Origin of the sequence: Aestuariibius sp. HNIBRBA575 (assembly GCF_040932005.1) — a bacterium.
Classification (GTDB): domain Bacteria; phylum Pseudomonadota; class Alphaproteobacteria; order Rhodobacterales; family Rhodobacteraceae; genus CANLNM01.
The window spans coordinates 2,568,500-2,590,756 of sequence record NZ_CP162414.1 but is presented as its reverse complement, the minus strand read 5'-3'; the positions used below and the strand labels follow the sequence as shown (position 1 = coordinate 2,590,756).

Genomic DNA, 22,257 nt, shown 5'->3' with positions numbered 1-22,257 from the left:
TCGGGCAAGACCGCAGATCAATCGCGCCCAGTACTCGGCGGATTATTTCCGGGTGCGTTTGACCTTGCGCTGCGTTTTGGTGGCCTTTTTACGGGCGCTTCCTTGTTTGCGGCGGGGTGGTTTTCCGGATCGATGTGGCGGTCCTTTGGGCAGGGTTTTGCCATCCAGATCAACCAAATCCAAAAGTAAGCCACCGGTAACCGGAGCGGCCTCAATCAGCTTGACGGTGACCTTTTGTCCGATCCCAATTTGAATACCTGAATCAGATCCCATCAGGGTCTGCGTTTCCGCATCATAATGGAAAAACTCACGCCCCAGATTGCGCATCGGCAGCATCCCGTCTGCGCCTGTTTCGTCCAGCCGGACAAACACGCCAAAATTGGCAATGCCACTGATCCGTCCCTTAAGTTCGAGCCCAACGCGGTCGGACATAAACGCCGCCAAATAGCGGTCGGTTGTGTCGCGTTCAGCCATCATCGACCGGCGTTCCGTGTCCGAAATATGCTGTGCGGTATCTTGCAGACGTTCGATTTCATGGGGATCGAGACCGTCTTTGCCAAAGCCATGCGAAGACACAAGCGCGCGATGCACGATCAGGTCAGAGTAGCGCCGAATGGGCGATGTGAAATGCGCGTAGTTGCGCAAGGCCAGCCCAAAATGCCCAAAGTTTTCAGGGCTGTAATAGGCCTGTGTCATGGATCGCAGCGTGGCCATGTTGATCAGCGTGTCGTGATCTGTATCGGCGGCCTGGCTCAATAGATGGTTCAAATGCGCGGTTTTCAACACCTGCCCTTTGGCCAGCACCATGCCGGCGGATTGGGCCGTTTCGCGCAACGCTTCTAATTTCTGCGGGTTTGGCTCTTCGTGGACGCGGAACAAAAGCGGGGATTTCTTGGCGATCAATGTTTCGGCGGCCGCGACATTGGCAAGCACCATGAACTCTTCGATCAAGCGATGCGCATCCAGCCGGTCGCGGAAATCGACACTGGTCACTTCGCCTTCGTCGTTGAGCGTGATTTTGCGTTCGGGCAGGTCCAGTTCCAACGGTTGGCGGACCGACCGCGCTTTGCGCAACGCTTCGTAGCAGGCGTAAAGGGGGCGAATCACATCGTCCAGCAGCGGCGCAACTTTGTCATTTGGCGCGCCGTCCATGGCGGCCTGCACTTCTTCGTAGTTCAGCGAGGCCGGGGATTTCATCAATCCGCGGACAAATTCGTGGCTGATTTTGTTGCCAGAGGCATCGATTTTCATCCGCACCGCCAGACAGGCACGGGGGACGCCTTCGTGCAAGGAACACAAATCCCCGGACAATCGATCCGGCAACATTGGCACCACACGATCAGGGAAGTAGCTGGAATTACCGCGTTTTTTCGCTTCTCGATCCAATTCAGAACCGGGGGTGACGTAGTGGGCGACATCCGCAATCGCGACCCAAAGGATGAACCCATCCGCGTTTTGCGGATCGTCATCGGCCTGCACAAAACAGGCATCGTCGTGATCGCGCGCATCCCATGGATCAATGGTGATCAATGGCAGTTCACGCAGGTCAGTGCGGCCTTTTAGGCCCGCGGGCTTCTTGGCGTCGGCTTCGGCAATGACCTGATCGGGGAATTGATCGGGAATGCCGTGTTGATGAATGGCGATCAGCGATACGGCGCGGGGTTGGGTCGGATCGCCCAGCCGTGCAATGATCCGCGCTTTGGGCAGGCCAAGGCGGCCTTTGGGGCCGGCCTGTTCTGCTTCGACCAGTTCACCGTCTTTGGCCCCGTGATCCGCGCCTGCAGCCACAAGCCATTGTTTATCCGCGCCTTTGTCGATGGGCAGGATGCGCCCGCCTTCGGATTGTTTGCGGAAAATTCCCAAAACTTTGAGCGGGTTACTGCCAATTTTGCGGATCAAACGCGCCGTGTATTGGTGGTCGTCTTCTTTGACTTCGGTCAGTCGCCCAAGGATGCGATCCCCTGCGCCCAGTGCAGGATCGCTGGCGCGTGGGACAAACAAAATGCGCGGTTCCACACCTTCGCCATGCCATTCCAGCGGTTTGGCGAACAGGTCACCATCCCCATCGGGCCCGATGATTTGCAGCACCGAAACCGGAGGCAGCTTTTCCGGATCGCGATAGGTCTTGTGGCGTTTTTGCAGGTGGCCCTCGGCCTCCAACTCTTTGAGAACGCGTTTCAGATCGATCCGCTGCGCACCTTTGATGCCAAAAGCTTTGGCGATGTCACGTTTTGCAGTCAGGGTGGGGTTATCGGAAATCCATTGTAGGATTTCGTCCTTAGACGGAATTCTGTTCATATCCCCAACTAGCACGCCAACGCGACGGCGTCATGACGAAAGTGGCATGACCATCAAACGGTGCGGAATATTGGCATCCATAAATTCGGGCCCCTGCGCGATAAAGCCCAGCTTTTCGTAGAATTTGAGCGCAGAGATTTGTGCGTCCAGTTTGGCATGGGTCACGCCGTCTTGGGCACGTAAAACATCCAGAACAACCTGCATGATTTTGGCACCCAATCCGGTGCCGCGCATGTCTTTGGTGACAGCCACACGCCCGATTTTTCCATAGGCGTCATGGATCAGCAGCCGGGCTGTGCCCACGGGGGTTCCATCCTTGGTGGCCAGAATATGCAGGGCCTGCGCGTCCAAATCGTCCAGCTCTTCGGCTTCTGATACGTTTTGCTCGTTGATGAACACGGCGCGGCGAACGGCGTGACATCCAGCAAGGTTATCGGTCAATTCGATCGTCAGCGTCACGCGAAATAGTCCTTTAAAATCCGAGAGTAGACTGATTTTAGCTGATTGATCTGGTCAACCTTAACCCGTTCATCCACCGCATGCATCGTTTTGCCGACCAACCCAAATTCCACGACAGGACAATGGTTTTTGACAAACCGGGCGTCAGATGTGCCGCCGGATGTGGACAATTCTGGTGTGACCCCTGTTTCGGCGGTGACCGCGCGGGCAACCAGATCGGACAATGACCCCGGAGGGGTTAAGAAGCTTTCGCCGGACACCTTAACATTCATGCTGAAATCCATGTCAAAGGCGTGGGCCACATCGTCCATTTGTGTCTGCAACCACTGGGTCAGGCTGTCGCCGGAATGCAGGTCCGTGAACCGGATATTCACCGCAGCGGTGCATTCAGCGGGGATGACATTGGTGGCGGCATTGCCCGTGTCAAACGTGACCACCGCCAATGTTGATGGATCAAAGTGGTCGGTGCCCTGATCAATCTGGTGACTGGCCAGCGTGTCGATCAAGCGCGCCATGGCCGGGACCGGGTTTTTGGCGCGATGCGGATAGGCGGCATGGCCCTGAACACCACGCGCGGTGAACCAAGCCGTCATCGAGCCGCGGCGTCCGACCTTCATCATTTCGCCCATTTCATTGGGGCAGGTGGGTTCGCCGACCAGACAATCGGTCATGGCTTCGTTGTTTTGGGCCATCCAATCCAACAGGGCCGTGGTGCCATCGGTTGCGGGGCCTTCTTCGTCGCCGGTGATGGTCATGATCACGGCGCCATCGGGCGGGGTTTGGGTGACAAAATCGATGGCAGCTGCGGCAAATGCGGCCACGCCAGATTTCATATCGGTTGCGCCGCGTCCGTATAAATAGCCGTCTTTCATGATCGCGCCAAAGGGGGGGACGCTCCAGGCGGCTTCGTCCCCGACGGGGACCACATCTGTGTGTCCATTGAATCCAAACGATTTATTGGCCCCACGATTGCCCCAACGCGCAAACAGATTTGGGGTGCCGTTGCGGTCCACGCGGGTGCATTCAAACCCTGCATCGCCCAATATATCCGCCAATAAACGCAATGCGCCGCCTTCTTTTGGGGTTACTGATGGGCAACGGATCAGGTCTGCGGTCAATTGGACGGGGTCGATTGTCATGGCGGGCTCCTTTGGGCAAATGGCTATCGTCAAAGGGGGGCGTTTGCAATCACGCTGCCGGTTTTGGGGCTGTGGCGCGTTGGTAACACATCAAGGCCAACAAAACAGAAAAGTGGCATTAATCATTCTTAACGAAGGTTTTTTCGCGTTAACCTTTTGGTAATAAATGACCCGAGGCAGGGCGTATATCAAAGAGACCCAAGATGGTCCGTGGCGAGCAGAAAAAGCCACAACATATAGATTTCCGGGACGCCGGAGCACGGTATATGCATGCCTCCCTGAGGGATAGGCACGAACATGGTTGCAGCATCAGAGCTGAACTACAATACGGGCGCTTCGGCCACGCAGATGGCCAACACGATTTTTGGGGATGGTGTCACGGTTGTGGGCGCCAGCTATACCGGATCGAGCTATTCATCGGCGATCTATACCGGCGGCGATAGCATTTCCCCCGGCGTCGTTCCCGGCGATACAGGTGTGATTTTTTCGACCGGCGCGGCGAGCTATTTCACCAACTCATCCGGGTCGTCCAACCAATCCAACAGCCGCGGCTACAACAGTTCGGGGCCAAATAATCAATCCGATTTCAACGCGATTGCCGGCACCAACACCTATGATGCGTCGTATATGGATGTGGATTTTATCCCCACCGGCGACGTGATGACGATGCAGTTTGTCTTCGCCTCAGAGGAATATCCCGAATATTCCAACTCGGTTTACAACGACGTTGTGGGGGTCTGGATTAACGGTCAGCACGTGCCATTATCGGTGACAAACAGCGCCACATCCGTGACCGGTGTGAACCAGAACAACAACGAAAACCTGTTTGTTGACAACACCCAAGACGATTTCAACACGGAAATGGACGGGTTTACGATCACGATGACCCTGACCATTCCGGTGAATGCTGGACAGGTCAATTCGATCCGGATCGGGATCGCGGACACATCCGATAACCGCTATGATTCCAACCTGTTGATCGCCGGGGATTCCGTGCAGACCACTTTGGTTGCCCATGATGACCATTTCACCATTGGCGAAGATTACACCAAAGATAACCTCGATATTCTGGGCAATGATGACAACAACACGTCGGGGTCGTTGGTCATCACTCATATCAATGGTCAGGCGATTGTGCCGGGCGGGTCGGTTACGCTGGCATCCGGCCACACAATCGAACTGAACGCAGATGGCACCATCAATGTCACCACGGATTCCGACCATGACACGGCCAGTTTCACCTACGAAGTGGCATCCCTTGATGGATCCGGAACACCCATTCAGACCGATGTGGGGTTTGTCACCGTTGAAACCATCCCTTGTTTTGTGACCGGGACGCGGGTTTTAACCCCCAAAGGCGACGTCAAAGTTGAGGACCTGCAAATCGGCGATCTGGTCATGACGCAGGATGACGGACCGCAGCCTTTGCGCTGGATTGGGCGGCGTCAGGTGCAGGCCACGGGCAAAATGGCCCCGATCCGCATTGAAAAAAACACCTTTGGCCGGCATCGCACATTAATGGTGTCGCCGCTGCACCGGGTTTTGATCGAAGATTACAAAGCTGAGCTGCTGTTTGGTGAACCCGAAATTCTGATCGCCGCTCGCGATTTGGTAAATGACCAATCCGTGCGCCGCATCGAAGGCGGCGACGTCGAATATGTGCACATCATGTTCGATAAACATCAGGTGGTGTTTTCCGAAGGATTGCCCACCGAAAGTTTCCTGCCGGGGCCGCAGACAGTCAAAGCGTTTGAGCAAGAGATCATCGAAGAAATCTGCACGATTTTCCCCGAGTTGGATCCAATGACCGGGCAGGGCTATTCGCCAGCGGTACGGCGTACGTTGCGCCGGTTTGAGGCAGAATTGCTGATGGCAAAGGCCGCTGCATGACCTGGATCGGGCTGCGCGACACACATGAGGCGGTGTTTTCCCCGCAAGGGCTGGATCAAACCCCAGTTGCCGCTTACGACCCGGATCAGGTGTTGGCCTGTGGCACCATTCAGATGGAATGCACCTATGATCGCGGTCATGGGCGCACGATTTTGGCCGGTTTTGCGACGCAGACGCCGTGGGTCAGCGAATTGGCCATCGGATTCGAAGAAAACGGACAAGTGTTTTTCGCTCAGCGTCAGGGGCATGTGCTGTGCCAAGCGGTGTTGCCCAATGATCTGATCAGCCCGGCCCATCGATTGATCCTGACCTATTCATGGAATGGGCCCGCGCGCCGCGGATCATTAAGTTTGCATGACACGGATCGCAATCTGATCTGGCAGGCGGATGTCGCCAATCCGATCCCGCTGACGCTGCGCGATGTGGATTTGCTGATCTCCCCGTCAAACGCGTTGCCTTTGGGGGCTGATGTGGCGTGGATCGGCGTGTCTGATCAGATAGAACCCATCGGGCCGATGCCCAGCATGGATGGCCGGATCCGGCTATCCACCACCGAAGGCCATATTGCACTACAGGATTTGCGTCCCGGGCAGGTTGTTCACACGGCGGATGGGGACATCGCCCAGATCCGTTGGGCGGGCTATGTGGATGTGATCGCTCGGGGGCGGTTTGCCCCCATCACCATGCGCGCGCCATATCATGGGTTGCATAAACACGTGATTGTCGGCCCAGAACAACGTGTACGATTGACCGGATCAGAGGTGGAATATCTGTTTGGCGAAGAAGAGGTGAGCGCCTGCGCGTCGCATCTGCGCGATGGGCGATCGGTCATTCCGGCCCCGCAGATGTATGTGATGCGCTATTATCAGGTGGTGTTGGATCGCCAAACCGCCATGGATGCCGAAGGCGCACCCCTAGAAAGTTTGGATGCGTCGGCTATTTTGGCGGATGGCGGTTTGTTGCCCCATTCCATATTGCGCGATGTCCCCCGCGAAGTTCTGCCAAAACACACTACATCTGAAACCGCATTGCTGGAACGGTTCGAAGCCATGACCGTCGCACATTCGAGAAACGGTTAACCGCGGCGCGGTCAGTTTTTTTCGAAAAACGGGGTCATTTGCGCGACCACAACGCTGTTTTCGGCCAAAGCTCGCGCCATCAATGCCTTTTCCTCGTCGGAAATGTCATGCCCTTCGGCTTCGCGTTCGGCCAGGGTGCCGTACCCTGACACATCCAAAGGCGCTAAATCCGCCTGTTTCAGGATCGCCACCGTTTCGCGCACGGCTTCGGCTTCGTCGATCCCAGAGGCATAACACATCAGCGCGGCCCCGGTGCTGCCTTTGGGCAGGCCGTCATCTTCGTGGCGGCCCACTTCGACCAAAAGCGTGTAAACCTGCTGTTTTGAGATTTTCTTGTTCATGGCGCACCTGCAATTTCACCTGTCTCATGGCACAAATCCTGCACTAAGGTCCAGATGTGGTCTGCCATGGCTTTGCACTCTGTGCGTGACCCGTCACATGGGTATACTAACACAATGAGTCGGGGGACGGGATGACATTCAAATTGCAAAGCGGCCTTCGGGCTATCGTGGGGGCGATTGTGTTCGCATGGGCGTCGTTGGTCTGTGCGGTTGGGGTTTTGGCGCAATCTGACCCGAATTCCACGCTGACATTCGCCACCGTGGATCGCCCGCCTTTTTCTATGGAAATCAACGGGGTGCGCACCGGGTTTAGCATCGATTTGATCCGCGAAATCGCCAAAGAGCTGAACGCAGATGTGCAGTTTGAACCTATGGACAGCTTTGCACAGATGTTTGATGCGGTTCAGCAGGGGCGTGTGGATGGGGCTGTGGCCAATATTTCGATCACCTCTGAACGCGAAACGGTGATGGATTTTAGCCAACCGATATTCGAAAGCGGCCTTCAGATTCTGGCCGCCGCCGATTCCGGTGGCTCGCCCAGTTTGTTCAAAGCGGTGTTCACCATGGACATCGCGTTTACGATCCTTGTGGCCTTTGCCATTCTGTTTTTGGGGGGCATGGTCATGTGGAGCTTTGAGCGACGCAGTCAGCCCTATTTTGATCGCCCGATGAAAGACGCGCTGTTTCCCAGTTTCTGGTGGGCGTTGAACCTGATCGTCAACGGTGGCTTTGAGGAACGGATCCCGCGATCCCGGCCGGGGCGCGTTTTGGCGGTGATCATGGTGGCCGCGTCGCTGTTTATCGTGTCGGCATTTGTGGCTCAAATCACATCAGCCATGACGGTTCAGGCCATTTCAGGGCCCATCGATTCCATCAACGACCTAGAAGATCGCCGTGTGGGCACCACCAGCGGATCAACCGCTGCATCGTTTCTGGATGTGCGCGACATCAAATATGCGGGGTTTACAACCTTTGAGACATTGATGGACGCCTATGAAAACGAGGAATTAGAAGCGGTCGTATTTGATGGCCCGATTTTGGCCTATCATTTGCGCAAACACGGGGACGGAACCGACAGATTGGTCGAACGTGTGTTTAAACGTGAATTTTACGGGATCGCATTGTCCCAAGGCAACGATCTGACCGAAGCCCTCAATCTGGCTGTTCTAACGGTCCAAGAGGATGGTCGCTATAACCAGATCTTTGAAAACTGGTTTGGCCCAGAACATTGATATTGGGCGGATATTTTCGACAAAAAAAGGGCGCCTGATTCCAATGCAATCAGACGCCCAATCGTTTAATTAATCGCGTAGCAATTCGTTGATCCCGGTTTTGGACCGGGTTTTTGCGTCAACGCGTTTGACGATCACGGCGCAATACAGGTTGATGCCGTTTTTACTGGGCATGGACCCGGACACAACCACCGAATAGGGCGGCACTTCGCCATACATCACTTCGCCGGTTTCGCGATCGACGATCTTGGTGGATTGGCCGATATAGACGCCCATGCCCAAAACTGCGCCTTCGCGCACGATGCAACCTTCGACGACTTCGGACCGCGCGCCGATGAAACAATTGTCTTCGATAATGGTTGGCCCGGCCTGCATGGGTTCCAATACGCCGCCAATGCCCACGCCACCAGACAGGTGAACGTTTTTACCGATTTGGGCACAGCTGCCGACGGTCGCCCATGTGTCAACCATGGTGCCTTCGTCCACATGCGCGCCAAGGTTCACAAAAGAAGGCATCAACACAACGCCCGGCGCAATAAAGGCCGATTTGCGCACAATTGCATTTGGAACAGCGCGGAAACCGGCAGATTTCCACTGGTTTTCACCCCAGCCGGCAAATTTGCTGTCCACTTTGTCCCACCAGCCGCCGCCTTGGGGACCGCCAGATTGTTGTTCCATATCTTTGATCCGGAACCCCAACAGGACCGCCTTTTTGGCCCATTGGTTCACGTGCCAATTGCCGTCATCCTGACGTTCTGCAACGCGCAATGTGCCAGAATCCAACGCATTCAGCGTGTCCTCGATGGCTTCGCGGGTTTCGCCTGTTGTGGCGGGCGTGATGGTGTCACGGGCCTCCCAGGCGGCTTCGATGGCGGATTCAAGCTGAGCATTTGACATTGGAAACTCCGGGTTGTGGTTGCACGGGCTATAGCGAAGCCTGACGCTCGGCTCAATCAGCAATCCGTCCTATTGATCTGTCAAACCGACGTGACCCCAACGAAAAGACGTTTATCCCCGTCGCTTTGCACGGTAGCGTGGGGTTAAATCCCGCAATGACGGGGCAGATACAGGTTTGTAACCATAAGGGTTTTACACATGAAAGACGACAATCGCCGCCATCCATTCCGCGACAGCCACGAAGATCGCGAAGCGGCCGAACATATTCCGTCGACGCCGCAAACCGAAGCGCCGACCTATCGGTTGGCCTTTGCTGACCCTGATTTCATGTGCCGCGATGAATTGCGTCCGGTGCGGTTGCAGCTGGAATTGCTAAAGCCAGAAATGGCCATGGACGAGGCTGGGATCAACTCAACCATTGTGATGTTTGGCGGCGCGCGCATCCCCGAACCATCCAAGGCAGACACGGCGCGCACCAAAACTTTGGCTGATCTTTCAAAGTTTTACGAAGAGGCCCGCCATTTTGCGGAAATCATGACCAAACGGTCGATGGAAACCAACGGCGCAGAGGATGTGATCGTCACCGGCGGCGGCCCCGGCGTGATGGAAGCCGGAAATCGCGGCGCAATTGATGCCGGCGGGGCATCGATCGGTCTGAACATCGTGCTGCCGTTCGAACAGGCCCCCAACGAATACGTGACGCCGGATTTGTGTTTCAATTTCCACTATTTTGCCATTCGCAAAATGCATTTCCTGATGCGCGCAAAAGCGATCTGTGTGTTCCCCGGTGGCTTTGGCACCTTGGATGAATTGTTCGAAGCATTGACCCTGATCCAAACCGGCCGCATGGAAAAAGTACCGTTTTTGCTGTTTGGCCGCGATTTCTGGCAAAAGATCATCAATTGGGACGCGCTGTCGGATGCCGGCACAATTTCCGCGGATGATCTGGACCTGTTCCGGTTTGTTGATTCTGCCCAAGAAGCGGTCGATGCGTTGGACAATTGGGTGGGCGCTGGCGAAAAACGCGGGACCATACCGGGGCGCTGACCGCAGCGTCACGCTGTCTGTTGGGTCATTTGGCATTCGGTTGGACCAACCCCAAAATGGCGCGCGGCCGGTGGTTTTACCCCCGGCCGCAGCAATTGACCTACTGGTCCCGAGCAACAAGGGACTTTGTCCCTCAGCCTCGTTTTAGCCCGCCAATTCAGGCAGGCGCGCAGCAATGCGATTTCGGCGCATTGCCTTTTTGCGTTCGCTTCGACGACGCAATTCCCTCTCTAATGCCACCTGCATAATGGCACTAACGGAGGTTTCATCATCCCAAGCCGCCAGGCGCAGGGCCTGTTCCATGGGCGAAGAAAGCGTGATCTCTAGGGTCATGTTTTCCATGCCCCTGTTTATCGCGCAGACCTCTAAAATTACGGTTAATACGCGTTAGCCGTGTTTATTCGGGTTTCATGCCTGCTTCGGCTTCGATCTGTTTGCGGCTTTTGCGGGCGCGTTCCGTGGCGGATTTCAACTGACCACACGCGGCCATGATGTCTTCTCCGCGGGGTTTGCGCACGGGCGATGAATAGCCCGCTTTGAACACGATATCCGCGAATGCGCGAATGCGATTGTTTGAGCTGCGTTTATACGGCGCACCGGGCCATTCGTTAAATGGGATTAAGTTGATCTTGGCCGGGATGTTGTATTGTTTGATCAATGAAACCAAACGTTTGGCGTCTTCGTCCGTATCGTTGACCCCGTCCAGCATCACATATTCAAACGTGATGCGTTCAGAATTCGACGCCTTGGGATAGGCGGCCAGCGACTGCATTAATTCTTCGATGTTCCAGCGTTTATTGATCGGTACCAATTTATCACGCACCGGGTCGGTTGTGGCGTGGAATGACACCGCCAGCAAACAGCCGATTTCGGTCGCGGTGCGCGCAATTTCAGGCACCACACCGGATGTGGATAGGGTGATGCGCCGCCGCGACAGGCAGATGCCTTCTGGGTCCATGGCGATATTCATCGCATCGCGCACGTTTTCGAAATTATAAAGCGGCTCACCCATGCCCATCAAAACGATGTTGGACAGCAGCCGGGAATCATAGGTGCGTGTGCCCGGTTCGGGCCATTCGCCCAGATCATCGCGCGCCAGCATCACCTGACCGATGATTTCCCCTGCCGTCAGATTGCGCACCAGTTTCTGTGTCCCGGTGTGGCAAAACGAACAGGTCAACGTGCATCCAACCTGAGACGAAATGCACAGCGTCCCACGGTCGGTTTCGGGGATATAAACCACCTCTACTTCGTGACCACCCGCGATGCGCACCAGATATTTGCGTGTGCCATCCGTGCTGACGTTTTTTGTCACGATTTCAGGCAGTTCAATGACAAAGTTTTCGGCCAATGTGACCCGAAACGCCTTTGACAGATTGGTCATCAGGTCAAAGTCGCGCACCCCCCAATTATACAGCCATTGCCAGATCTGATTGACCCGCATTTTGGCCTGCTTTTCCGGGGTGCCCACAGCAATCAACGCGTCGCGCAATTGCGGACGGGTGAGGCCGATAATGTTGGTCGGTCCCTCGGGCAATTTGCGGGGAATGGTGACCAGATCTTGGGTAATGGGCGCGGACATTTGGCAGGACTCCGAAAGCTAAGACGGGACCAATAGGGGGGAACAGACCAAAAAGCAACGTTTGTAGGGGGGCGGTTCTGCATCCGCCACAGACCTTTGCGCAAACAGGTCGCGCAAAGGTGAGATAGGCGATTTAGCCTGCGCAGCGGCGCGCGGCGTCTTCGGTTGCGGCCGTAAAGCCAAGCAGTGAAAAGCTGTCGATGGTTTGGTTGCCACGACCGGATCGGCCCCGCGCCACGGCATTGGCGCCGCGTTTCATCGCAGCAACGATCTGCGCATCCGCATCAGGCGTCGCAGGCCAAGCCCATTCACCATCGGTATAAAGCTCAAAGTTGCTATCCCCAATGCTGAGCGTCACTGTCGAGCCACCCGCAAATGGATACCCGCCGGTAAAAACAACCTGTTCGACGACATTGCTGCCCGGACGGTTGAACACCATCAACAGGATTTCGCCGCGCCGACCTTCGGTTGGGTTGCCGTTGCGATCCACCAGACTGGAATCCTTGGGCGCGGAAACGGCCCAGCATTCACGTGGATTGTCTTCTTCAAAGACGCTCCAATCGGTATTGGTCGCAACGCGATTTGTTGTTGTGTCCTGTGCCTGGGCGCTAAACCCAACCAACGTCATGCAGGCGGCTAAGCCCAGCCCACGCAAAAGATTCGAATTCATATTTACAGCCTCCAAGCTGTCCTTGCCTCTCAACGACTCCCCAGTCGGTACATTCTATGGCACCTTTTTGGACTGGATTGACCCGTTTCAACTCGATACCCACAGATTTAGCAGGAATCTGCCGGTCGGGGAAACCCCCCAAACAGGTGGAAATCCAAGGAATTGAAGGTGAGGAGCGGGAAATGGCTGGTGATACGACGTTGGTCGAACTGTGGCGTGGCGGCATTTTAGAAAGCGTACACCGTGGTCATGCTGTGATCTGTGACGCAAAGGGCGACGTAATTGCGTCCCTTGGCGATCCTAATGCGGTGATTTTTCCACGCTCGTCTTGCAAAATGATCCAAGCATTGCCGTTGGTAGAAAGCGGTCTCACGCTCAGTGACGAACAATTGGCCCTGTCTTGTGCGTCTCACCAAGGGGCGGCGATCCATACTGACCGAGTGACTGCATGGTTGAACGAATTGGGGCTGGCTGAGGCCGATCTGCGATGCGGTGCACAGGTCCCCGCCGACAAAGACGCCAAATTCGGCCTGATCCGCGCCCATCAGGAACCGTGCCAAATTCACAACAATTGTTCCGGGAAACATGCGGGATTTCTGACGCTGAACCAACATATCGGGGGCGGCGCTGACTATGTGGACGTGGATCACCCGCTTCAGCAAATGGTGCGGGATGCCTTTGAAGGCGTCACCGGCGAAACCAGCCCCGGTTTTGGGATCGATGGGTGTTCTGCCCCTAATTTTGCCACATCGGTCACTGGATTGGCCCGCGCGATGGCGCAATTTGCCAGTGCCGGTCAGCGATCCGATGCGCGGGCCGAGGCCCAGCAGCGATTGACGGCGGCCATGATGAAACATCCTGATTTGGTCGCCGGGGAAACCCGCGCCTGTACCGAATTGATGCGGGCGATGAATGGGCTGGCGGCGATCAAAACCGGCGCCGAGGCGGTGTTTGTCGCGATTGTGCCGGGCCGTGGATTTGGGATCGCGCTCAAGGTCACCGATGGTGGCACCCGCGGCGCCGAAGCCGCAATCGCGGCGTTGTTGTCCAAAATCGGCGTGTTGGATGAAAATCACCCAATGGCCCTAAAACGCAGCCACGGTCCGTTGCGCAATTGGCGTGGCATCGAAGTGGGTGAAATGCGGCTGGCCGCACCGTTGGCGGAACTGACGATTTAATGCCCACCCATGCGGATGACGGGTGGGGATTTGAGTATTATTGCCAACAAAAATGGCTGTTACAGTTGGGATTTTAGGGCGGTCATCAGACCCGTGACGGCCTTGATATAGCGTTCATTTGTCAGGGTGCCGGTTTCGTCAAATTGCTTGCTGGTCTCGCCCACCAGCACTTCGTTGCCGGGGATCAGGTTGGGGCGAAACGGACGCATGGCATGGCGTAGCACGTCTTGGGCACGTTCACCGCCGCTGCGGCCAGCGGTTGCCGACATCACAGCGACGGGTTTGTCGGCCCATGGATTGCCATCCACCCGGCTGACCCAATCGAGCGCGTTTTTAAGCACGCCAGATATGGATTTATTATATTCCGGGGTCGCGATGATCACCGCATCAGCGGCTGCGATCTGGTCGGCCAATCGCTGAACGCTGGCGGGGATGCCAATGTCGGATTCGATGTCCCCTGAATAAAGCGGGACATTGAGATCGGCGAAGTCAAAATGATCCGCATCAAAAATTCTGGCGGCCTCTTTGACCAACAAAGAATTGGTAGAGGCGGCGCGCAGTGATCCGGAAATGCCTAGCAATCGTGTCATTGTAACTCTCCTATTTGTTGACACAGACCTAATGGTTTCAGGCGGGGGTGCAACAAAAGTTGGGTCTGAATAGGCACAGATTACATGTGCGGATGCGCACATCAGTGGTTAAATTGTCGATATATGTGGAGAAATGTTGTAAAAATTGCCCCGCAGGATCAACCCGCAGGGCAGGGCTATGCTTAGTATTCAACGCCGATCTGCGCCTTGATGCCGGAACGGAACGGATGTTTGACCAGCTCCATTTCCGTGACCAGATCGGCGGCTTCGATCAACTCTTCTTTGGCGTTGCGGCCGGTCAGAACCACATGGGTCAGCTCTGGCTTTTCGGTTTTCAAAAATGCGACCACTTCGGCGACGTCCACGTAATCATAGCGCATTGCGATGTTGATTTCATCGAGCAAAACCATCGTGTTAGATGGATCACGGATCAGGTCCTTGGCCTTGGCCCATGCGGCCTGCGCCATTTCAATATCGCGGGTTTTATCTTGGGTTTCCCAAGTGAACCCTTCGCCCATTGTGTGGAATTCACATGTGTCGCTGAATTTATCGAGGATCAGATTGCGTTCGCCGCATTCCATGCCGCCTTTGATGAATTGCACCACGGCGCATTTCATATCATGGGCGATGCAGCGGAAAATCATTCCAAACGCAGCAGAAGATTTGCCTTTGCCTTTGCCGGTATGGACCATGATCAGACCCTTTTTGTCGGTCTTGGTGGCCATGATTTTATCGCGTGCGGCCTTCTTCTTGACCATCTTCATCGCGTGGCGGTCTGCGTCTTCAGTCATGATCTCTCTCCGATTTAGTTATCTGATCTAGGATCACCTCAGACGCATGTGCAAGCATAAAACAAAGGGCGCCGCAAAATGTGACGCCCTTTGGGGTATGTGTTGGCCCGGATTATTCTGCGGGCACGGCATAGCCTGATTTTGCACGGCCAAAATGGCGACGGTTCAGGTACAGAACCAGCAGGACCATGGCGACCTGAAACCCGACAGCGATGGCGGTCAGCGTCCAGTAGGCAATGCCAAATTTCGCGATCACAGCTGCGCCGACCAGACCTTTGTTGATCCAGAAATGGCCCAACACAGACAGGGCAACCCCCGGGCAGACCAAGGCATAGGAACCGGGCGAGTTGCCGTCGCCGGTCAGGAACGCCTGCGCATATCCTTGGCGTGCGAGCACCAGCAGACCCAATAGACCAAAGGTGATTTGGATGGACAGGAACCGGGTCAGAAACATCAGGTTATCCGCAGCGCCTGAATGGGCCTCAAACGTTGTGTGCAGCCCGTGATTTTGACGCAGAAACATGATGCCAAGGATGGTCAGGATCGGGATGATCACCATCAGGGTTGGGCCTGCCTCTTTGGCGGTGCCGTGTTGCAGCATCGAACTGAACGCGGTGATGCCTGCAACCACCGTATAAAGCAGCGCGATGGTGCCAAAGAACGTCGACAGGATCAGCGACACCCCAACAACGGTTGCGTTGCCTGACATGGCGGCCGGGGCGGACAGACCAACGGCCACCATGGACAGGGCAAAGGCGGGCAAAAGCTGGGCAAAGGAATTGTGCGCAGTGACGTCAAACACGCCACCTTGGGCCAGCACCCGCCCTAAAAAATGGCCAATCATTCGAAAGGCCAGATAGCCAATGGTCAGAAACGCGATCATGGCCGCCGGAAACAGGTATTCGACGATGGACCACAGGCCGGGCACAAAAACCAGACCGACGATAAACAGGCCATTGACCGACATGGCCAAGGCCAGCGGCATGGCCAGCAACGTGGTTTCACCATTGGTTTGACGCAGTTTGGAATAGGCATCCGTTTTTGACCATTTGGCATAGGCGCCAAGGTTCCAGAACAGCATTTTCAGGTTCAAAAAGGCCATCGCCGCAATGCCCAAACCGGCGATCGCGATCGACAATTGCATCAAGGGCGCACCGGTGGACCACGCGGCCATGATATCTTCGAAAACGGGGACGGGTTTGCCGGGATGGGGCACCCAGAACATCAGATACATGAAAAACGTGACCGACAGGCCACCTGCGCCGAGCGAGGCGAGGAAATATAGCGGCGAATATGTGTCCGCCGGGCGGGTTTGGGTTTGCATGGCTCTCTCCTTTGGCCGGGGGGCCGAAATTAAAACATTAGGAAAGTGTTATGTGTTATCGAAAGGTAGTGCTTTGACATATGTCAAAAGCGAAATGTATTAACCCAAAGTGGGGTCTGACACGGTTTGCAGCGTCTCAAACGTCGCTTTGCGCCTGTTTGGGGGCTTATCCGTCCAACAGACCCGCAATCCGGGCGCGGGCCGAATTTGACTTGGGTTGCCAGAGGTCGCGATCAATCGCTTCTTGTAATCGCTGTGCAATGTCACGCAGGGCAGGTGCGTTGTGATCCCCGATAAAGTCGCGGGTTTCGTCATCCTCAAGAAAGGCGGCTTCGACCATGTCGAAATGGTGGTTGCGCACCGTGCCGGTGGTGGCGGCAAAGGCAAACAGATAATCCACTGTGGCGGCGATTTCGAATGCGCCTTTGTAACCATGGCGTTTGACGCCATCGATCCATTTTGGATTCACCACGCGAGACCGGACAACGCGGGCGATTTCATCGTCTAGCGTGCGAATGACGGGCCGTTCTGGGCGCGAATGGTCGTTATGATAAATCGGACGATCTTGGCCTTGCAATGTGGCCACGGCGGCGGCGGCCCCGCCTTCGAATTGGTAATAATCGTCGCTGTCCAAAACGTCATGTTCGCGGTTGTCCTGGTTTTGCACAATGGCATCAACCTGGGTCAATCGCTGTTCCAGCCCGGCGCGATCCGCGGCCCCGTCCTGACCGGCGCCATAGGCATAGCTGCCCCATTCCAGATAGGCATCGCCAAAGTCGGATTTTTGCGACCAGATACGTTCATCGATCAACGCCTGAAGCCCAGCCCCATAAGCGCCCGGTTTTGAACCATAAACCCGCGATGTCGCTTCGCCGGATTTGGCGCGGGCGGCGGCGGGGTTTTGATCCGGGGTTTCGTCGAGTTGCTGAATGGCGCGGGCGGCGGAATCCACCAAGGCGATCAATTGCGGGAACGCATCGCGAAAGAAGCCAGAGACACGCAACGTGACATCGACACGCGGGCGGCCCAGCGTGTTGATCGGTAAGATGTCAAAGCCCGTGACGCGCCGATTGGCAGCGTCCCATTTGGGCTTTACCCCCATCAGGGCCAAGGCCTGTGCGATGTCATCACCACCCGTGCGCATGTTGGCCGTGCCCCATGCGGTCAGCAACAGGCTGCGCGGCCAGTCGCCATGATCCTGAAGGTGCTTTTCGATCAGCAGATTGGCGGATTTCCATCCCAGCGCCCATGCGGTTGGTGTCGGCACGGCGCGACTGTCCACAGAATAGAAGTTTTTGCCGGTGGGCAGCACGTCCAGACGGCCACGTGTCGGCGCGCCAGAGGGGCCCGCGGGTGTGGCCTGCCCTGATAGGGCATTCAGCACAGCGGCGCCTTCGTTGGGGCCGCAGGATTGCAGGATCGGCAGGATATTGGATTGGATTTCTTTCAGAACTGCGGTTGAGGCCGGACCCGGTGGTGTCGCGCGTTGGTCTGCTTGGGCGACGCCCCACCCCCCGTCCCGCAATAGGGATTGGGACAAAAGTTCAAGCCGTTCAACGCTGTCGCCATTGGTGCGCCACGTCTGTGGTGTCAGCGGGGCGAGCAGGTCTGGTTTGTGCCCGGCAGGCGCGGCCAAATCACAATCCAGCGGATCAATTTGCAGATCCAGATCCAGCGCCAAAGCCCGCAGCAAAGACGCATCAGCCCCGGTGCCATCGCCGCGCGGCACACGGGCCAGCGCAATCGCCAGATCGCGTTCCTGTTGGTCCGTTGGACTTTGACCGAACACGTGTAAACCGTCGCGAATTTGGGCTTCCTTTAGTTCACATAAATAGGCGTCAAGTTTGGCCAGATCGCCATCCTCATCGCCGTCAAACCCTACATCTGCGGCCAATCCAGTTACATCAGACAGGGATAGGATTTCGCGGCGCAGATGGGTGATGCGGCGTGGGTCCACGCCGGCGGCTTCGTAATATTCGTCTACCAATGCCTCTAGATCACGCAACGGGCCATAGCTTTCGGCGCGGGTCAGGGGCGGGGTTAGGTGGTCGATAATCACAGCGCTGGCGCGGCGTTTGGCTTGGGTGCCTTCGCCCGGATCATTGACGATAAACGGATAGATATGCGGCGTTGTGCCCTGCGTGATTTCGGGCCAGCAGGTTTGCGACAGGGCGATGGCTTTGCCCGGCAACCATTCCAGATTGCCGTGTTTGCCCATATGCACAATCGCGTCCGCACCCCAGTGGTGACGCAGCCAGAAATAAAACGCGAGGTAATTATGCGGCGGGACCAGATCGGGCGAATGATAGGTATCGGTCGGATCGATGTTATAGCCACGCGCCGGTTGCAGGCCGATAACGGCATTGCCAAATCGGTGAATGGACAGGGCAAAGCCGGGGGTGCTGGTGTCATCTGAGGGGGCAAAAAACGGGTCGGTTTCGGGCGCGCCCCAACGATCAATGATTTGCTGTTTGGACGCGTAGGGCAGCGCGTCAAAATGTGTTTTATAAACATCCATTGGCAGGATTTCCCCGCCCTGTTTATCCGCACGATCCGTCAGCCAATTGGTTGGCCCGGCCATGATTTGATCCATCAACGCCTGGGCATTTTCGGGGGGCTGGGTCGTGTAACCGGCCTGTTGCATCAGGGTCAGCACATGCACCGTGCCTGCGGGGGTATCCAGCCCAACGCCATTGGCCAAACGCCCGTCTTTGTTGGGGTAATTGGCTAGGATCAGTGCGGCTTTGCGGTCGGCCACGTTGTTGTCACGCAAACGCGCCCAGTTTTTGGCCAAGTCGGTGACAAAATCGATGCGATCACCGCGCGCTTGATAGGTGGCAATCGGGCATTCGGTGGCATCGTCAAAAAACGCCTCGCCCTTAAAACTGATGGCGCGGGTCAGAATGCGCCCGTCCACTTCGGGCAGGGCGACGTTCATGGCGATGTCGCGCGCGGATAGACCGTTTAGGCCTTCTTCCCAAACCTGTTCTGATGACGCGGCTAGCACAACCTGAAACACCGGCGCGGCGTTGGCGGCCTCAGTTGTGAGGGGGTTAACGGGGCTGTCATCGCCCGCATGGGGGGACCCAACCGCAAAGGATGTGCAGTTCAGGATCACGCTGGGCGGCGCGGCGCGAAATAGGGTGTCCAAGGTCGCTTGGCTGACCGGATCTTTGAGAGAGGCGACAAAGATCGGCAGCGGATTTAGCCCGGCGCGCAACAGGGTTTTGGTCAACCGGTTCATCGGATTGAGCCCAGCACCCTGCACCAAGGCGCGGTAGAAAATGATCGGCACGACGGGCGCGTCTTTGGTCCAATCAGCCTGCGCGGTGGCGATGTCGGCCAGACCGGGGCCGGGCCAATAGATGCCAGCGCGCAGCAGCGGCTTGGCGGGCGGGGGTGTTTCGCCGCCCTCTAGCATGGTGGTGGTGTAATCTAGGAAATGGCGGGCATTTTGTGGGCCGCCTTCGACCAGATAGGACCATAGCGCGTCATAATCCGCGCCCGAAACGGTGGAAAATTCACGCAGTTCCGGGTCGGGTTTGTCGTCGCCGGGCAGGGCGGCAAAGGGAATGCCTGCCTCATGCAGGCACGCAGCATATTGTTCAAATCCGTATTTCCAATAGCCCGCACCGCCCAGAACCCGCGCCACAACCAACCGGGATTTGGTGGCGCATTGGTCCAGATGCAAATCCACCGACATCGGATGGATCAAATGCATCATCGAAGCCAATCGCAATGTCTGATCCCCGCCGCGATTCGCATGGGCCTGTGACAGCGCCGCCAATTCCGTATCGGCGGCTGAAATCACCACCACATCCGCAGGGGTTTGGCCCAAATCGACCGGTTCTTTGCCGTCGTCAATGGATCCGGGGGTCGCAGCAAGCAGGTGCATCAGGAAACCTTGCGTGTTAGAGGGGCGCCAAGTGAGAGGACGACATTATGGATTACAAAGCCGCAGGAGCGCCGAAAATGGGTAAAAACACCCCCAGACACCAAGAACATAACGCACATGGGTCCAAGAAAAAGCCGTTTGGTCAGCAAGACAGCAAAGCCGAATTGCTGGCGCGGATGAAGGCCGCGCAATCTGCTAAGTCGGACAAAACCGACACCTAAGGCAATGGGCGGGGTCACAGTGTTTTTTCCATAAAGACGGAAAATTCGCTGGCTTCGTAATCGCCAAAGGGATCACAATAGGTGAACCCAAAACGTTCATAAAGCCGGTGCGCGGCGTCAAGCCCCGTGCCGGTTTCCAGTTTCAACATAGTGATGTTTTCAGCGCGGGCGGCGTCTTCGATTTGGCGGATCAGGGCGGCGCCGACACCTTTGCCGCGGGCGTCGGGCGTGGTGAACATGGATTTCACCTCTGCGTAGCCATCTTTCAATGCAATCGCGCAAGTGCCCAATTGCGTCTGCCCCTGACGCGCCACAAAGAACCGGATATGATCGGCACAAAGCGCATCAATGGGCAGAAACAGGCAAGCATCGGCCGGGAACAGGGATTGCATCAAGGCGTGGCTTTGTTTCAGCAGCGCCGTGGTTTGCGGATCCCGTGGATTTCCCGGCTCGATCAAAATCATGCTTGTAGGGCCTGCGTGATTTTGGCGTGATCCAGCCCAGCCTGACCGATCACAACCAGCCGCGTTTCGCGGGGCTGATCGCCAAAGGGCTGATCGAAGTAAGTGTCCACTCGTGGACCAACAGCCTGCAAGGTCAGGCGCATCGGTTTACCCGCCACAGCGGCGAACCCTTTGAGGCGCAGGATGTCATTGGCCCGGATCACGTCGGCCACTTGCTGGGCAAATGCGGCCGCATCTGTGACTTCGCCGCAGGTGACAACAAAGCTTTCAAAGGCGTCATGATCGTGGTCGTGATGATGGTGGTGGTGATGATCGCCATCGTGATCGTCATGGTGATGGTCGTCATGATGATCGTCGTGGTGGCCATCATGGTGGTGGTGATGCACCTCGCCGCGTGCATCCATGTCCGCCTCGGCACCGATGCCTTGGCCCAGCAACACGTCGACGGGCAGCGCGCCCATCGTGGCGCGCACCACCTGCACGCCATCGCGACTGTCGGTTTTCAGTTTGGACGTCAGCGCATCAGCCTGATCCGCCTCTAGCAGGTCGGATTTGTTGACCACAATCATGTCCGCACAGGCGATCTGATCTTCGAACAACTCAGACAGCGGCGTTTCATGATCCAGATTTTCATCCATAGCGCGCTGGGCGTCCACGGCGGCGATGTTATGGGCGAATTGTCCGTCATGCACGGCTTTGCCATCGACCACGGTGACCACGCCGTCCACGGTGACCTTGGTGGAAATACCCGGCCAGTTAAACGCACGCACCAACGGTTGCGGCAGGGCCAGACCGGATGTTTCAATCACGATATGATCGGGGGCGTTTTCACGCTCTAGCAGCTTTTCCATCGTTGGGATAAAATCATCGGCGACAGTGCAACAGATGCACCCATTGGACAATTCCATGATGTCGTCTTCGGTGCAGGTTTCGTCCCCGCACCCCTTTAGGATGTCCCCATCCACGCCCAGATCGCCAAATTCATTGATGATCAGCGCAATCCGTTTGCCATTGGCGTTTTGCAACATATGGCGGATCAATGTGGTTTTCCCTGCTCCGAGGAAACCGGTGACAACAGTGGCGGGTATTTTGGCTGGCATGACAGACCTCTAAAATCAGAAAAAGCCGGCGACAAAAGGGCCGCCGGCGTAAGAATGTCG

Annotated in this window: 20 protein-coding genes; 6 read left to right on the top strand and 14 right to left on the bottom strand. The window is 56.3% G+C overall.

What is annotated here, in order from left to right; all coding sequences use genetic code 11:
• Positions 1 to 42 precede the first annotated feature (42 nt).
• Genes rnr through dapE form a run of 3 tightly spaced genes read right to left on the bottom strand, consistent with a single transcriptional unit; the run spans position 43 to position 3,896 of the window.
• Entirely contained in the window at positions 43 to 2,298 is a 2,256-nt protein-coding gene (gene rnr, locus AB1F12_RS13050) for a ribonuclease R (RefSeq protein WP_368184806.1), read from the bottom strand.
• Between the two features lie 30 nt (positions 2,299 to 2,328).
• Positions 2,329 to 2,751, bottom strand: coding sequence for a GNAT family N-acetyltransferase (locus AB1F12_RS13045; protein ID WP_368188368.1), 423 nt, complete (start codon positions 2,749 to 2,751; stop codon positions 2,329 to 2,331).
• Positions 2,752 to 2,753: 2 nt separating this feature from the next.
• The gene (gene dapE / locus AB1F12_RS13040; protein WP_368184805.1) at positions 2,754 to 3,896 is read right to left on the bottom strand and encodes a succinyl-diaminopimelate desuccinylase; all 1,143 of its coding nucleotides are present in this window, start codon (positions 3,894 to 3,896) and stop codon (positions 2,754 to 2,756) included.
• Positions 3,897 to 4,193: 297 nt separating this feature from the next.
• On the opposite strand from dapE, the gene AB1F12_RS13035 reads away from it, so the two are divergent.
• Positions 4,194 to 5,786, top strand: a complete 1,593-nt coding sequence (locus AB1F12_RS13035; RefSeq protein WP_368184804.1) for a Hint domain-containing protein — start codon at positions 4,194 to 4,196, stop codon at positions 5,784 to 5,786.
• On the top strand, positions 5,783 to 6,865 hold the full coding sequence (locus AB1F12_RS13030; protein WP_368184803.1) for a Hint domain-containing protein: 1,083 nt from the start codon (positions 5,783 to 5,785) through the stop codon (positions 6,863 to 6,865). The genes AB1F12_RS13035 and AB1F12_RS13030 overlap by 4 nt, the downstream gene beginning before the upstream one ends.
• Positions 6,866 to 6,876: 11 nt before the next feature.
• On the opposite strand, the gene AB1F12_RS13025 is transcribed toward AB1F12_RS13030, so the two are convergent.
• Positions 6,877 to 7,206: a hypothetical protein gene (locus tag AB1F12_RS13025; protein WP_368184802.1), complete on the bottom strand. Its 330-nt coding sequence runs from the start codon at positions 7,204 to 7,206 to the stop codon at positions 6,877 to 6,879.
• A gap of 131 nt (positions 7,207 to 7,337) precedes the next feature.
• Between AB1F12_RS13025 and AB1F12_RS13020 the strand changes: the two genes are divergently transcribed.
• The gene (locus tag AB1F12_RS13020) at positions 7,338 to 8,438 is read left to right on the top strand and encodes a transporter substrate-binding domain-containing protein (RefSeq protein WP_368184801.1); all 1,101 of its coding nucleotides are present in this window, start codon (positions 7,338 to 7,340) and stop codon (positions 8,436 to 8,438) included.
• Positions 8,439 to 8,507: 69 nt separating this feature from the next.
• On the opposite strand, the gene dapD is transcribed toward AB1F12_RS13020, so the two are convergent.
• Positions 8,508 to 9,335 (bottom strand): 2,3,4,5-tetrahydropyridine-2,6-dicarboxylate N-succinyltransferase, encoded by an 828-nt coding sequence (gene dapD, locus AB1F12_RS13015; protein WP_368184800.1) that lies wholly within the window; start codon positions 9,333 to 9,335, stop codon positions 8,508 to 8,510.
• A gap of 198 nt (positions 9,336 to 9,533) precedes the next feature.
• Between dapD and AB1F12_RS13010 the strand changes: the two genes are divergently transcribed.
• Positions 9,534 to 10,382, top strand: a complete 849-nt coding sequence (locus AB1F12_RS13010; protein ID WP_368184799.1) for a TIGR00730 family Rossman fold protein — start codon at positions 9,534 to 9,536, stop codon at positions 10,380 to 10,382.
• Between the two features lie 144 nt (positions 10,383 to 10,526).
• On the opposite strand, the gene AB1F12_RS13005 is transcribed toward AB1F12_RS13010, so the two are convergent.
• The 3 genes from AB1F12_RS13005 to AB1F12_RS12995 all read right to left on the bottom strand — a co-directional run bounded on the left by AB1F12_RS13005 (position 10,527) and on the right by AB1F12_RS12995 (position 12,634).
• Positions 10,527 to 10,715, bottom strand: a complete 189-nt coding sequence (locus tag AB1F12_RS13005; RefSeq protein WP_368184798.1) for a hypothetical protein — start codon at positions 10,713 to 10,715, stop codon at positions 10,527 to 10,529.
• 64 nt (positions 10,716 to 10,779) lie between these two features.
• Positions 10,780 to 11,964: a 23S rRNA (adenine(2503)-C(2))-methyltransferase RlmN gene (gene rlmN, locus AB1F12_RS13000; protein ID WP_368184797.1), complete on the bottom strand. Its 1,185-nt coding sequence runs from the start codon at positions 11,962 to 11,964 to the stop codon at positions 10,780 to 10,782.
• 133 nt (positions 11,965 to 12,097) lie between these two features.
• Positions 12,098 to 12,634, bottom strand: coding sequence for an invasion associated locus B family protein (locus tag AB1F12_RS12995; protein WP_368184796.1), 537 nt, complete (start codon positions 12,632 to 12,634; stop codon positions 12,098 to 12,100).
• Positions 12,635 to 12,816: 182 nt separating this feature from the next.
• Between AB1F12_RS12995 and AB1F12_RS12990 the strand changes: the two genes are divergently transcribed.
• Positions 12,817 to 13,812 (top strand): asparaginase, encoded by a 996-nt coding sequence (locus AB1F12_RS12990; RefSeq protein ID WP_368184795.1) that lies wholly within the window; start codon positions 12,817 to 12,819, stop codon positions 13,810 to 13,812.
• A 59-nt stretch (positions 13,813 to 13,871) separates the two neighbouring features.
• On the opposite strand, the gene AB1F12_RS12985 is transcribed toward AB1F12_RS12990, so the two are convergent.
• The 4 genes from AB1F12_RS12985 to cobN form a co-directional block, all read right to left on the bottom strand.
• Positions 13,872 to 14,402 (bottom strand): NADPH-dependent FMN reductase, encoded by a 531-nt coding sequence (locus AB1F12_RS12985; RefSeq protein ID WP_368184794.1) that lies wholly within the window; start codon positions 14,400 to 14,402, stop codon positions 13,872 to 13,874.
• Between the two features lie 182 nt (positions 14,403 to 14,584).
• Entirely contained in the window at positions 14,585 to 15,193 is a 609-nt protein-coding gene (cobO, locus tag AB1F12_RS12980) for a cob(I)yrinic acid a,c-diamide adenosyltransferase (protein WP_368184793.1), read from the bottom strand.
• 112 nt (positions 15,194 to 15,305) lie between these two features.
• Positions 15,306 to 16,517: a hypothetical protein gene (locus AB1F12_RS12975; protein ID WP_368184792.1), complete on the bottom strand. Its 1,212-nt coding sequence runs from the start codon at positions 16,515 to 16,517 to the stop codon at positions 15,306 to 15,308.
• Positions 16,518 to 16,683: 166 nt separating this feature from the next.
• On the bottom strand, positions 16,684 to 20,412 hold the full coding sequence (gene cobN, locus AB1F12_RS12970; protein WP_368184791.1) for a cobaltochelatase subunit CobN: 3,729 nt from the start codon (positions 20,410 to 20,412) through the stop codon (positions 16,684 to 16,686).
• 77 nt (positions 20,413 to 20,489) lie between these two features.
• Between cobN and AB1F12_RS12965 the strand changes: the two genes are divergently transcribed.
• Positions 20,490 to 20,633 (top strand): hypothetical protein, encoded by a 144-nt coding sequence (locus tag AB1F12_RS12965; protein WP_368188402.1) that lies wholly within the window; start codon positions 20,490 to 20,492, stop codon positions 20,631 to 20,633.
• 14 nt (positions 20,634 to 20,647) lie between these two features.
• Here the strand turns inward: AB1F12_RS12965 and AB1F12_RS12960 are convergent, their stop codons facing one another.
• Positions 20,648 to 21,097: a GNAT family N-acetyltransferase gene (locus AB1F12_RS12960; RefSeq protein ID WP_368184790.1), complete on the bottom strand. Its 450-nt coding sequence runs from the start codon at positions 21,095 to 21,097 to the stop codon at positions 20,648 to 20,650.
• Complete coding sequence (gene cobW / locus AB1F12_RS12955; protein WP_368184789.1) at positions 21,094 to 22,197, bottom strand: cobalamin biosynthesis protein CobW; 1,104 nt, start codon at positions 22,195 to 22,197, stop codon at positions 21,094 to 21,096. Before cobW ends, AB1F12_RS12960 begins: the two co-directional genes overlap by 4 nt.
• Positions 22,198 to 22,257 lie beyond the last annotated feature (60 nt).